Origin of the sequence: Clavibacter zhangzhiyongii, from assembly GCF_014775655.1 — a bacterium.
In the GTDB taxonomy this organism is placed as follows: domain Bacteria; phylum Actinomycetota; class Actinomycetes; order Actinomycetales; family Microbacteriaceae; genus Clavibacter; species Clavibacter zhangzhiyongii.
Genome location: NZ_CP061274.1, coordinates 1,669,180 through 1,681,757 on the forward strand (window position 1 = coordinate 1,669,180; position 12,578 = coordinate 1,681,757).

10 protein-coding genes are annotated in these 12,578 nt (G+C 72.6%); 4 read left to right on the top strand and 6 right to left on the bottom strand.

Features of this window, described 5'->3' with window-relative positions; translation table 11 throughout:
• Nucleotides 1-50: 50 nt before the first annotated feature.
• Nucleotides 51-1,475 carry a type I glutamate--ammonia ligase gene (gene glnA / locus H9X71_RS07940; protein ID WP_191146608.1) on the bottom strand — a complete coding sequence of 475 codons (1,425 nt, stop codon included), beginning with the start codon at nucleotides 1,473-1,475 and terminating at the stop codon, nucleotides 51-53.
• A 192-nt stretch (nucleotides 1,476-1,667) separates the two neighbouring features.
• Here glnA and H9X71_RS07945 point away from each other — a divergent pair, with 192 nt between their 5' ends.
• Nucleotides 1,668-2,096, top strand: coding sequence for an RDD family protein (locus H9X71_RS07945; RefSeq protein ID WP_191146609.1), 429 nt, complete (start codon nucleotides 1,668-1,670; stop codon nucleotides 2,094-2,096).
• Between the two features lie 26 nt (nucleotides 2,097-2,122).
• On the opposite strand, the gene H9X71_RS07950 is transcribed toward H9X71_RS07945, so the two are convergent.
• Both H9X71_RS07950 and H9X71_RS07955 read right to left on the bottom strand, forming a co-directional pair.
• Nucleotides 2,123-2,845, bottom strand: a complete 723-nt coding sequence (locus H9X71_RS07950; RefSeq protein ID WP_191146610.1) for a J domain-containing protein — start codon at nucleotides 2,843-2,845, stop codon at nucleotides 2,123-2,125.
• 54 nt (nucleotides 2,846-2,899) lie between these two features.
• Complete coding sequence (locus H9X71_RS07955) at nucleotides 2,900-3,610, bottom strand: DUF4191 domain-containing protein (protein ID WP_191146611.1); 711 nt, start codon at nucleotides 3,608-3,610, stop codon at nucleotides 2,900-2,902.
• 238 nt (nucleotides 3,611-3,848) lie between these two features.
• Here H9X71_RS07955 and H9X71_RS07960 point away from each other — a divergent pair, with 238 nt between their 5' ends.
• Complete coding sequence (locus tag H9X71_RS07960; RefSeq protein WP_425321394.1) at nucleotides 3,849-5,510, top strand: protein kinase domain-containing protein; 1,662 nt, start codon at nucleotides 3,849-3,851, stop codon at nucleotides 5,508-5,510.
• 26 nt (nucleotides 5,511-5,536) lie between these two features.
• On the opposite strand, the gene sucB is transcribed toward H9X71_RS07960, so the two are convergent.
• The 3 genes from sucB to H9X71_RS07975 form a co-directional block, all read right to left on the bottom strand.
• Complete coding sequence (gene sucB, locus H9X71_RS07965; RefSeq protein WP_191146613.1) at nucleotides 5,537-6,985, bottom strand: 2-oxoglutarate dehydrogenase, E2 component, dihydrolipoamide succinyltransferase; 1,449 nt, start codon at nucleotides 6,983-6,985, stop codon at nucleotides 5,537-5,539.
• Nucleotides 6,986-7,045: 60 nt separating this feature from the next.
• Nucleotides 7,046-8,419 (bottom strand): dihydrolipoyl dehydrogenase, encoded by a 1,374-nt coding sequence (gene lpdA, locus H9X71_RS07970; protein WP_191146614.1) that lies wholly within the window; start codon nucleotides 8,417-8,419, stop codon nucleotides 7,046-7,048.
• Nucleotides 8,420-8,509: 90 nt separating this feature from the next.
• Nucleotides 8,510-10,018, bottom strand: coding sequence for a leucyl aminopeptidase (locus H9X71_RS07975; protein ID WP_191146615.1), 1,509 nt, complete (start codon nucleotides 10,016-10,018; stop codon nucleotides 8,510-8,512).
• Nucleotides 10,019-10,156: 138 nt separating this feature from the next.
• Here H9X71_RS07975 and H9X71_RS07980 point away from each other — a divergent pair, with 138 nt between their 5' ends.
• Together H9X71_RS07980 and H9X71_RS07985 are read left to right on the top strand one after the other, a co-directional pair.
• Complete coding sequence (locus H9X71_RS07980; protein WP_191146616.1) at nucleotides 10,157-11,077, top strand: proteasome assembly chaperone family protein; 921 nt, start codon at nucleotides 10,157-10,159, stop codon at nucleotides 11,075-11,077.
• A gap of 73 nt (nucleotides 11,078-11,150) precedes the next feature.
• Nucleotides 11,151-12,473, top strand: coding sequence for an MFS transporter (locus H9X71_RS07985; RefSeq protein WP_191146617.1), 1,323 nt, complete (start codon nucleotides 11,151-11,153; stop codon nucleotides 12,471-12,473).
• Nucleotides 12,474-12,578 lie beyond the last annotated feature (105 nt).

Sequence of the window (12,578 nt, forward strand, 5' to 3'; positions counted from 1 at the left end):
GAGGAGGACGGCCCGTGGGTCACGCACCCCGGAGCGGGGCGCCGGCGGGATCAGACGCCGTAGTACAGCTCGAACTCGAACGGGTGCGGGCGCTGCGCGAGGGGCTTGATCTCCTTCTCGCGCTTGTACTCGATCCACGTCTCGATGAGGTCGGGCGTGAACACGTTGCCCGCGGTGAGGAAGTCGTGGTCGGCCTCGAGCGCGTCGAGGGCCGCGCCGAGCGACGCCGGCACCTGCGGGATGTTCTTCGCCTCCTCGGGCGGCAGCTCGTAGAGGTCCTTGTCGACGGGCTCGTGCGGCTCGATGCGGTTCTTGATGCCGTCGACGCCGGCCATGAGCTGGGCCGCGAACGCGAGGTACGGGTTGCTCGAGGCGTCCGGCGCGCGGAACTCGATGCGCTTGGCCTTCGGGTTCGTGCCCGTGATGGGGATGCGGATCGACGCGGAGCGGTTGCCCGCCGAGTAGACCAGGTTGACGGGCGCCTCGAAGCCGGGCACCAGGCGGTGGTACGAGTTCACCGTCGGGTTCGTGAAGGCGAGGATGGCCGGCGCGTGCTTGAGGATGCCGCCGATGTACCAGCGCGCGACGTCCGAGAGGCCGCCGTAGCCGGCCTCGTCGTAGAACAGCGGCTTGCCGTCGTTCCACAGCGACTGGTGCGTATGCATGCCCGAGCCGTTGTCGCCGAAGAGCGGCTTCGGCATGAACGTGGCGGTCTTGCCCCACTGCTCGGCCGTGTTCTTGACGATGTACTTGAACTTGAGGATGTCGTCGGCCGCGTGGACCATCGTGTCGAAGCGGTAGTTGATCTCCGCCTGGCCGCCGGTGCCCACCTCGTGGTGCGCGCGCTCGAGGATGAGGCCGGCGTCGATCAGCTTGAGGCTGATGTCGTCGCGGAGGTCCGCCTGCTTGTCGACCGGGCTGACGGGGAAGTAGCCGCCCTTGTAGGGCGTCTTGTTGCCGAGGTTGCCGCCCTCCTCCTCGCGTCCGGAGTTCCAGGCGCCCTCCTCGGAGTCGACCGAGTAGAAGCTCGTGTGCTGGTTCACCTCGTAGCGGACGTCGTCGAAGATGTAGAACTCGGCCTCGGGGGCGAAGAACGCGGTGTCGGCGATGCCGGACGCGGCGAGGAACTTCTCGGCCTTCTTGGCCACCTGGCGCGGGTCGCGGGCGTAGATCTCGCCGTTGCGGGGGTTGTAGATGTCGAAGACCATGATGAGCGTGCGCTCGATGCGGAACGGGTCGACGTACGCCGTCGTGACGTCGGGGATGAGCTGCATGTCCGACTCGTGGATGCTCGCGAAGCCGCGGATGGACGACCCGTCGAAGAGCTGGCCGACCGAGAAGAACTCCTCGTCGACGGTGGACGCGGGGATGTTGAAGTGCTGCTGCACCCCGGGCAGGTCGGTGAACCGGATATCGAGGAACTTGACGTCGGTGTCCTTGATGAACGCGAGCACCTCGGATGAGTCTCTGAACATGTGGTGTCTCCAAAAGGGGGGCCGGAGCGGATGAGACTGACGGTTTCAGCCCCTAGGAGCCTAGGGGGACGGGGTTACCCCGCCATAACCGACGTGTTTCCGCGATGTTACGCAGGCCGGCCCGGGCGCGTCGTGTGCGTCATGCGGCCCCGTCCGCCCGGCGCTCCCGGGGAGCCCGCCTAGGATCGCAGGGTGCCCGCGACTCCCACGACCCCCGACCTCGGCGACCCGGGTCGGAACCGCTGGCCGGGAGAGCGTCTCGGCCTGCCCGAGCGCGGCCGGGGATCCGTCGCCCGGGCCGGCCGCCGCATCGTGGGCGTCTGCATCGACTGGGCCCTCGCCGTGCTCGTCTCCTGGGCCTTCTTCGCGTACGACGCCACGGCGACGCTCGTGATCTTCGCCGTCATGCAGTACGTCCTGACCGTCACCCTCGGCGGCAGCGTCGGGCACATCGTGCTGGGGATGCGGGTCCGGCCCCTCGCCGGCGGGTACGTCTCGCTCTGGCGTCCGGCGCTGCGGACCCTGCTCATCTGCCTCGTACTCCCGGCGGTCGTCTGGAACGCCGACCAGCGCGGGCTCCACGACGTCTTCTCCGGCACGGTGCTGGTCCGCACGAGCTGACGCGCGCCCCTGCGTCGCGGAGATCGTCAGCCCGGCTCGCAGCCGAGGTAGACGAGCTCGGGATCCACGCCGCCGAGCACAACGCGCGCCGGCGAGCCCGCCCGCACGGCGCCGAGCTCGCGGCTCTCCATCTCCCGCCCGTCGGCGGACCGTCCCGTCGTGACCTCGAAGCGCACGAGCGCCGCGCTGCAGTCCGCCGGCGCGGTCATGTCGAGGAGGGTGCAGGAGCGCGCGTCGACGCACTCGCTCGCGCGGGCGGCCGCGTCGTCGACCCGCACCACGGTGGCGCCCTCGGTCAGATCCGCGCCGACGGTCGTGAACTGCGCGCGCGTCGAGTCCTGGAAGCTCACGAGGACGACGAGCACCCCGGCCAGCGCGCACACGGCGGCGATGGACGGGCCGAGCCCGCGGCGGGCGCGCTCGCGTCGGGAACGCCCGTAGGGCGACCTGCGCTCCGATGCCGACGCGGCGGGCCGCGCGGCCTGCGGGGCTCGTGGCTCGTCCCCCGCCGGTCTGCGAGCCGCGGCCGGACCGGCGTCGCCGGCCGTGCGCTGGCGCAGGAGCAGGGCGTCGCGCGCCAGGGTCATCTGGACGAAGCTCTCGTGCGCCACGCGCAGCTGCTGGGGCGTCGCGTCGGGCAGGCGGTCCGGGTGCGTCGCGCGGGCACGCCGGGCGTAGGCACGGCTGATGGTCGCCCGGTCGGCGTCCACGTCGACGCCGAGCAGCGCCGCAGCGGAGGCCGGATCCATGGGCTCAGTCTGCGCCGGGCGTGGCACCCGTGCAAACGACGCCGGTGACGGGGATCAGCGCGCCCGCGACGGACGGACCTTGAACGGGTCGACGCCCTTCGGGATCGGCATGCTGTTCTGGCCGAGCGAGGTGAGGCGGTTGTTGACCGCGAGGACCTCGGCCTTGGTGATGGTGCGCGGGAAGCGCTGGAGACGTCCGGCGAGCTTGTGCAGCTCGACGGAGTCGGCGTCCGGGCCCACGAACACGAAGTGGACGGGCACGTTGGGCAGCACGCGCGCGATCTTGCGGCGCTCGTCCTCCAGCATGCGCGTCGTGCGGCTCTTCGGTCCCTCGCCGATGAGCGCGACGCCCGAGCGGCCGACGGCGCGGTAGACCGCGTCCTGCGACTTGCCGTTGACGGCGACGGGCATCTCGCTGCCGACCCATCCGCGCTTCAGCGAGCTGCGGAGGACGACGCCCACGGCGCCCGGCTGTCCCTTGATCTGCAGGTACGCGGCTCGCTCGGCCTTGCGCCCGAGGACGATGAGGAACGCGAGGATGCCGGCGAACACGCCGGCGATGACGAAGAGGATGGCCGTCAGCCAGTTCCCGCCGGTCGCGAAGACGGCGAGCAGCACGCCGACGACGATCGGGGCCAGCAGCGCCAGGAGCATCCACCAGACCGAGCTCTTGTCGTACCGCCGGGTCATCTGGAAGACCTGCCACATCTGCTTGATGCGGCCGGGTTCCTTGGGCGCCTTCGGAGAGGCTGTCTTGCGGGCCATGGTGCTCAGGATACCGGTGCGCGGACGGATCCCCGAACGGCGGCGACGCGCAATCTTCCCCCACACCGGGCCAGCCGGTCCTCCATCCCCAGATCAGCGCGCGTGGCGGGTCGTGCCGCCCCGGAGCGCTCGACACTGGCGCCGCTCGCGCCCCTCGCACCCGCACGCCGCGGGGAGGGCACGGGCATCGACGGGGAAGGACGCGAGGCCGATGCACGACGGACTCCAGGGGACGGGGATGCCGCGATCGACTGGACGGGGGCGCGACGGCGGACGACGGACAGGGGCGCCGTCCCGCGGGAGCGCATCGGCGCCCGGCCCCCGCGAGGGGTTGCGCCCGCGCCGCCGCGGTGCGCCCGAGCAGGGGGCGACGGTCGCGGGCTACCGCCTCGTGCGCCTCATCGGACGCGGTGCGCGCGCCGAGGTGTACCTCGCGCATCCGATGCAGGAGGCGGGTCGGACCGGACGTGGCGAAGGTGCCGGCAACGTGGCGGTGAAGATCGTGCCGCCCACCGAGCGCAGCCGCGGCGACGCGGAGGCGCTCGCGCTCCAGTCGGTCGCGTCCGAGCACGTCGTCGGCCTCCGCGACGTCGCGAGCCTCGCGGACGGCAGCCTGTGCATCGTGCAGTCGCTCGCCGCGCGCGGCACCGCCGCGGGACTGCTCGCACGACGAGGAGGCCTCACCCCCGGCGAGATCGTGACCCTCGTGGCGTCGATCCTCCGAGGCCTGGGCGACATGCACGACGCCGGCATCGCGCACGGAGCGCTGGATCTCACGCACGTCCTCATCGACGCGACGGGCTGCCCTGTGCTGGGAGGGCTGGGTTCCGCGTGCCCGTTCGACGGCGACCCGGCGGGCGAGTCGCCGCGCGGTGCGGATCCCGTGGAGCAGGACCTCATCCGGGTCGCCCGGATCGTCGCCGCGCTGCGCGATCCCGTCGGCTCCCGCGGATCGGCCTCCGATGATCGCTGGGGCGAATGGCTCGACCTCCTCGACGCGACCGTGCACGGCGAGACCGACCTCACCGCGCACGATCTCGCCGACCAGCTGCTCGAGGTCGCAGACGCGGCCCCGCTGGCGGAGGCCGGCACCGTCGACACGGCCCCGACGACCGCCCTGGGACGGACGCGCCAGGAGGCGGACGACGAGGCCGCGGGTCCCGAGCCGAGATCGCGCCGTGCGCGCCGGACGTCCCGCGCACATCCGGGGACGGCTCGTCGGCACCGTGCGGTGCGAGAGGACGGCCGAGGCTCGACGGCCGCGCGCATCCGGGGTGCGAGGAGCGCCGTGCGGCGGGAGCTCGCCGTCGTCCGTCCCCGGGTCTGGGCCCTCGGGCTGGTGGCGCTCGTCGCGGTGAGCGCCGGCGCCGTGGCCCTGCCGATGCTCGCCGGTGCCGCACGTGGGGAGTCGGTGGACGCCACTGCTCCGGGCTCCGCGGGGGAGGGGACCGACGCGGACGCCTCGGCAGCCGAACCGCCCTCCTCGTCGGAGCACGAGCACGACCACGACCTCGTCGCCGATGCCGCCATGGCCGGATCGGAGGATCCCGACGTCGCGGCTCCGGCACTCCTCCGGCTCCGGGCCGACTGCCTGCGCCGGCGCGACGCCCGCTGCCTCGACGGGGTCGACCAGGCGGGATCCGCCGCCGACGACGCCGACCGCTCTCGCGTCTCCGGCCCCACAGGTGGGTGGCTCGACGACGGGGAGGCGCACCTCGCGGACGCGATCGGACCCGCGCGCCTGCTCGGCGACAGCGCGCTCCTCGAGCTGAGCCCGATCGACGACGGCACAGCCGTCGGGGTCGCAGGGCCGTCGTCACCCGGACGCCGAACGGCCTCCCTCCTGATGGTCAGGGGGGAGGCCGGGTGGCGGATCAGGGACCTGATGGACGACCGGTGACGGTCGTCGCCAGGAGCCCGGTCGGGCTAGATGCCCAGGTCGGCGTCGAAGGCGCCGGCCTCGAGGCGGTTCTTCACGGCCACGAGGAAGCGCGACGCGTCCGCGCCGTCGACGATCCGGTGGTCGTAGGAGAGCGCGAGGTACACCGTCGACCGGATGGCGATCGTGTCCTGGCCGTCCGCCGTGATGACCACGGGGCGCTTGGTGACGATGCCGGTTCCGAGGATGGCCGACTGGGGCAGGAACACCACGGGGGTGTCGAACAGCGCGCCGCGCGAGCCCGTGTTGGTCAGCGTGAACGTGCCACCGGCCAGCTCGTCGGGCGACAGCTTGTTGTCGCGCGTGCGGGCGGCGAGGTCCGCGATCTCCGTCGCGAACTGCGCCAGGTTCTTGCCCTCGGCGTTCTTCACCACGGGGGTGAGCAGACCGCGCTCGGTGTCGACGGCGATGCTGATGTTCTCGTGGTCCGGGTAGACGATGCTGTCCCCGTCGACCGTCGCGTTGACGACCGGGTAGGCCTTCAGGGCCTCGGCCGCCGCCAGGGCGAAGAAGGGGAGGAACGAGAGCTTGACGCCGGTCTTCTCGACGAAGTCCGCCTTCACGCGGTCGCGGAAGCGCGCCACCTTGGTGACGTCGACCTCGACGACGGACGTGAGCTGCGCGGTGGACTGCATGGACACGACGGCCCGGTCCGCGATCAGCTTGCGCATCCGCGACATCTTCGCCGTGGTGCCGCGCAGCGGCGACGTCTCCAGCGGGGCGGTCGCGGGAGCGACCGGAGCCGACGCGGGCGCGGCGCTGGCGGCCGACGCGGCAGCCTCCGCCGCGGCGAGCACGTCCTCCTTGCGGATGCGACCGCCGACACCCGTGCCGGTGACCGAGGCGATGTCGACGCCGCGCTCGTTGGCGAGCTTGCGCACGAGCGGGGTGACGTACCCCGCGTTGCCGGAGGCTGCGGGAGCCGGAGCGGCAGCAGGCGCTGCAGGAGCCGGCGCGGGGGCGGCCGCGACGGGAGCCGGCGCGGGGGCCGCGGGCGCGGGAGCGGGGGTCCCGGCCGGCGCGGGCGCCTCCTGCTGGACGGCGGGAGCCGGCTCCGGCTCGACGGGAGCGGGGGCCTCGGAGTCGTCGTCGGCCTCGGTCGACGGCGTGACGGTGTCCTCCACGGCCTCCTCGACCGGAGCGTCCTGCTTCGTCTCCTCGGCGGCGGGCTCCTCGGCGGGCGCGTCGCCGCCGCCGGAGCCGTCGCCGATCCTCACGAGGACGGCGCCGACCTCGACGGTCTCGTCCTCCTGGACCAGGATCTCCTCGATCACACCGGCGACCGGGGAGGGGATCTCGGTGTCGACCTTGTCGGTCGACACCTCGAGCAGGGGCTCGTCGACCTCGACGTGGTCGCCGACGTTCTTGAGCCAGCGGGTCACCGTGCCCTCGGTGACGCTCTCGCCGAGTGCGGGGAGGTTGACGGATTCGCTCATGGGGTTGTCTCCTTCAGGCCCGACTCCGGACCCAGCTTGTGTGTCGGTGTTGGCAGGGTGCTACAGGGCGTGCAGAGGAGTCCCGGCGAGGGCCAGGTGGGCCTCCCCGAGCGCCTCGTTCTGAGTGGGGTGGGCATGCACCAGGTTGGCGACGTCCTCGGGGTAGGCCTCCCAGTTCACGATGAGCTGGCCCTCGCCGATGAGCTCGCCGACGCGCGCGCCGATCATGTGGATGCCGACGACCGGTCCGTCCTGCACGCGCACGACCTTGACGGATCCCGCGGTGCCGATGATCGAGCTCTTGCCGTTGCCACCGAGGTTGTACTCGTAGCTGGAGACCTTGTCGGCGCCGAACTTCTCGACGGCCTTCGCCTCGCTGTAGCCGACGCTCGCGACCTCGGGGTCGGAGTAGGTGACCTTGGGGATGTTGATGTCCTCGACGACGACGGGCTTGTTGCCCGCGATCTCCTCGGCGACGAAGATGCCCTGCTGGAAGCCGCGGTGCGCGAGCTGCAGGCCGGGGACGATGTCGCCGACGGCGTAGACGCCGGGGACGCTGGTCTGGAGTCGCTCGTCCGTCAGCACGAAGCCGCGATCGGTCTTCACGCCGGCCTCCTCGAAGCCGAGGCCCTGCGTCGCCGGCCCGCGGCCGACGGCGACGAGCAGGATGTCCGCGTCGAACGCGGTGCCGTCCTCGAGGGTGACCTGCACGCCCTGGTCGTCCTGCGTGACCGACTTGAACCGCACGCCGAGCGAGAACGCGATGCCGCGCTTGCGGAAGGCGCGCTCGAACTGCTTGCTGATCGACTCCTCCTCGTTCGGGACGAGGTGGGGGAGGGCCTCGATGATCTGCACGTCGACGCCGAAGGAGCGCCAGACGGAGGCGAACTCCACGCCGATGACGCCGCCGCCGAGGATCGCGACCTTCTTGGGGATGTAGTCGAGCTCGAGGGCCTGCTCGCTCGTGATGACGCGGCCGCCGATCTCGAGGCCGGGGAGGGTGCGGGAGTAGGAGCCCGTCGCCAGGACGACGCTCGTGCCGGTGATGGTCCGGTCGCCGACCTGCACGGTGGTCCCGGAGGTCAGGCGGCCCTCGCCCTCGATGACGGTGATGCCGCGTGCCTTGATGAGGCCCTGGAGCCCCTTGTACTTGCTGGCGACGATGGCCTCGCGGTACGCCGTGACGCGCGCGATGTCGACCCCGTCGAACGTGACGTTGACGCCGTACTTCTCCGACTCCCGCGAGACGTCGGCCACCTCGGCCGAGTGCAGGAGGGCCTTGGTGGGGATGCAGCCGCGGTGGAGGCACGTGCCGCCCAGCTTGCCCTTCTCCACGAGGCCCACGGTCTTGCCCAGCTGCACCGCGCGGAGCGCTGCCGCGTAGCCGCCGCTCCCGCCGCCGAGCACCACCACGTCAAAGTTCTGTTCCGACACCCAGGATCTCCCTCGTATGCATCAGGTCGTCTCATGCGACCGCCCGACCGGGCAGGCGCGGGACCCCCTCAGGAGGCCTCTCCGAGCCTACTACGCGCGCGAAAAACCGGCGGCCAGGGCCAGGAGCGTCCGGACCGCCACGCCGGTCGGTCCCTTGCCCGTGAAGCCGTGCCCGCCGCCCTTGTTGTGCGACGGCCCGGCGATGTCGATGTGGGCCCAGGGGATCCGCGGCGCGTCCTCGGCGTCGCTCGCCCGGCCGACGAACTCCTTGAGGAAGACGCCCGCGACGAGCATGCCGCCGGCGGGGTTGCCCGGCTTGACGTTCGCGATGTCCGCGATGTCCGAGTTGAGGAGCGCGCGCATCTCCTCGGGGAGGGGCATGCCCCACATGCTCTCGCCCTGCTCCCGCGCGGTCTCGAGGAGACGCGCGACGAGCGCGTCCTCGCCCATGACGGCCGAGTACCGCTCGCCGAGCGCCACCACCTGCGCGCCGGTGAGCGTCGCGATGTCGATGATCGCGTCGGGGTGCTCCTCGCTCGCGGCGACGATGCCGTCCGCCATGACCAGACGGCCCTCGGCGTCGGTGTTGAGGACCTCGACCGTGGTGCCGCCGCGCATGCGGAGCACGTCGTCGGGGCGGATGGCGGACCCGGAGGGCATGTTCTCCGCGATGCAGAGCCAGGCCGTCAGGCGCACGGGCAGCTCGAGGCGGGCGGCCGCCACCACGACCTCGAGGATCGTCGCGGCGCCGGTCATGTCGTACTTCATGCCGATCATGGGCACGGCGGGCTTCAGCGAGATGCCGCCGGTGTCGTAGGTGATCCCCTTGCCCACGAGGGCGAGGTGGCGCGTCGCCCCGGCGGGGGAGTAGTCGACCCGCACGAGGCGGGGCGGGCGGGTCGAGCCCTGGCCGACGCCGAGGATCCCGCCGAAGCCGTCGGCCGCGAGCGCGTCCTCGTCCCAGACGCGGACGTCGACGGGCAGGCCGGCGGTGCGCTCGTGGACGGCGTCCACGAACGTCGCGGGGTAGAGGTCGAGCGGCGGCGTGTTCACGAGGTCCTTGGTCCCGGCGACGGCGCCGGCGACGGCGGTCGCGCGGACGACGGCCTCGTCCGCGTCCTCGGCGGTCCACGAGCTGCCGCGCGCGAGGACGGTGACGGCGGACGCCCGCGGCTTCTGCCCCGCACGGGAGTCATGGCGGTACGCGTCGAACGCGTAGACGCCGAGGGCGGCGCCCTCGAGCACCGCGGTGAGCTCGTCGAGGGAGGTGACCGGCACGGCCACCGCGACGCGGTCCACGCCGCGCAGCTGCCGGGTCGCGCTGCCGACGGCGTAGCGGAGGGCCACGGCGTCGAGAGGGGCGGAGCCGAGGCCGACGAGGGCGATGACGGGCGCGGCGGTGCCGACGCCGGCGATGCGGACGACCTCGTCGCGTCCTCCCGTGACGCCGAGGCCGACGAGACCGGCCGCGTCGAGCTCGAGGCCCTCGGGGGCGTGCACGCGGATCCCCTCCTTCTCGCTGGAGACGGCGACGACGAGGACGTCGGCCTCCGCGTCGATGGCGCGGTCGGAGGACACGGAGAGGAGGGGAGCGGTCATGGGGCACGAGCCTACCGACGCGCGACGATCCGCCGCCGGAGCCCGCGCCCGACGCCTCGCCGGCCGTGTTCGCTCTCGGCGGCACGAGCGGGCCCTCCGCCGGGAGGTCGCGTCGGGGGCGCGGCCTAGAGTGGATCCATGGCTGACGCGGACGGACTGTACGAGATCGATTCCGACATCGGCGAGGTCCCGACCGGCCTGCCCCTCGTCGCCGGCCTCACCGGGTTCTCCGACGCCGGATCCGGGGTGTCGCAGGTGAGCGAGTACCTGCTGAGCACCCTGAGCCACCGCGACGTCCTGCGCTTCGACACCGACACCCTGCTCGACTACCGGGCACGGCGTCCCACCATCTACTTCGACCAGGACCACCTGGCCGACTACCGTCCCGCCCGGCTCGCGCTGTACCTGGCGCACGACGAGATCGGCCAGCCGTTCCTCCTGCTCACGGGATTCGAGCCAGACTTCCGGTGGGAGGCGTTCACGGCCGCCGTGCTCGGCATCGTCGACCGCTACCGGGTCTCGACCACCACGTGGGTGCACGCCATCCCCATGCCCGTCCCGCACACGCGCGACATCAACGTCACGGTGAGCGGCAACCGCACCGAGCTCATCGACGCCCTGAGCGTGTGGAAGCCGCACACGCAGGTGCCCGCCAACGCCCTGCACCTGGTGGAGCACCGCCTGCACGACGTCGGGCACCCGGTGGCCGGCTTCGTGCTGCTCGTCCCGCACTACCTCGCCGACACCGAGTTCCCCCTCGCCGCGGTCGCGGCGCTCGAGAGCATCAGCGCGGCCACGGGGCTCATCTTCCCGACGGACCGCCTCCGCGAGGAGGGCCGCGACTTCGTCGGGCGCATCGACGAGCAGGTCGCGGGCAACCAGGAGCTCGCGCGCCTGGTCACCACGCTGGAGGAGCGGTACGACAGCTACATGGAGGACACGCCCCTCAAGTCCCCGCTGACCGACGAGGACGGCGCCCTGCCGAGCGCGGACGAGATCGCCGCGGAGCTCGAGAAGTTCCTCGCCCGGCGCCGCCCGGGCGACGGCGACCTGGCCTGACGCGCCCGCGTCCCGTCCCCGCCGACGCCGCGCGACGCCGGCCGGGTCCGCGACCGCCGGTATCCTCGTGCCGATGAGCACCCGCCGCGCCCGCATCGTCCTCGGCGTCGCGATGGCGGCGTACCTCTCCTCCGTCCTCCAGCGCGGATCGCTCGGCGTGGCCTCGGTCGAGGCGGGGGAACGGTTCCACGCCTCGGCGTCCCTCCTGTCCACGCTCGCGGTCACCCAGCTCGTGGTCTACGCCGCGCTGCAGATCCCGGTGGGCGTGCTCATCGACCGGGTGGGTCCGCGGGCGCTGCTCGCGAGCGGCGCCCTGCTCATGGTGGCGGGGCAGGTCACGCTCGCGCTCTCGACGTCCCTCGAGGTGGCGGTGGTCGGGCGGATGCTCGTCGGCGCCGGCGACGCCATGACCTTCGTGTCCGGCCTGCGCCTCATCAACACGTGGTTCTCCGGTCCCCGGGTGCCGGTGCTCTCGCAGTGGTTCGCGAACGTGGGTCAGCTCGGCCAGGTGCTGTCGGCCGTCCCCCTCTCGCTCGTGCTGCACACGGCGGGGTGGACGCCCGCGTTCCTCGGCTCCGCGTCGGTGGCGGTCGTGGCGCTCGTCGCGGTGGTCGTCGCCGTGCGGGACCGTCCGACCGGCGACGCGCCGCCGCCCCGGGTCCCGTGGGGCGAGTCGATGCGAGAGCTGGCCCGGAGCCTGCGCCGACCCGGGACGCAGCTGGGCTTCTGGTCGCACTTCGTGACGCAGTCGTCCGGGGTGGTGTTCAGCCTCCTGTGGGGGTTCCCGTTCCTGGTCGGCGGCCTCGGGTACAGCCCGGCGCTCGCCTCCGGCCTCCTCATCGCGATAGTCGCGTCCGGCATGGTCGTGGGCCCCGCCATCGGGATCCTCACGGGCCGCTTCCCCTTCCGCCGCTCCAACCTGGTGCTCGGCATCGTGGTGATGATGGGGGCCGCCTGGGGCATCCTCCTGCTCTGGCCGGGCACGCCCCCGCTCGCCGTCGTGGTGGTCGTGGTGGTGGCGATCGGGATCGGCGGGCCCGGTTCGCAGGTGGGCCTCGACTTCGCGCGCACCTTCAACCCGCCGCGGAGCCTGGGCGCGGCGTCCGGCATCGTGAACGTGGCCGGCTTCGCGGCGAGCTTCACGATGATGCTGCTCATCGGGATCGCGCTCGACGTGCAGGACGGCATCCGCGTGGCCCAGGGAGCGGCGAGCGACCTGTACTCCTTCGACTCGTTCCGGATCGCCTTCGCCGTGCAGTACCTCGTGGTCGGCTTCGGCGCGGTCATGCTCGTCCGCACGAGGCGCCGGACCCGGCGCGTGCTCGCCGACGAGGGAATACGCGTGGGGCCGCTGTGGGTTGCCTACCTCGACAGGCGACGCCGGCGCCGCGCCTGACGCCGGCCGCAGTCCCGCACGGATTGGCTCGTCCGCGCGCCCATCCGTGCAATAATCAGATACGGACCCGTTCATGTCCCGCGTCTCGCGCCGCCCCGGTGGTGC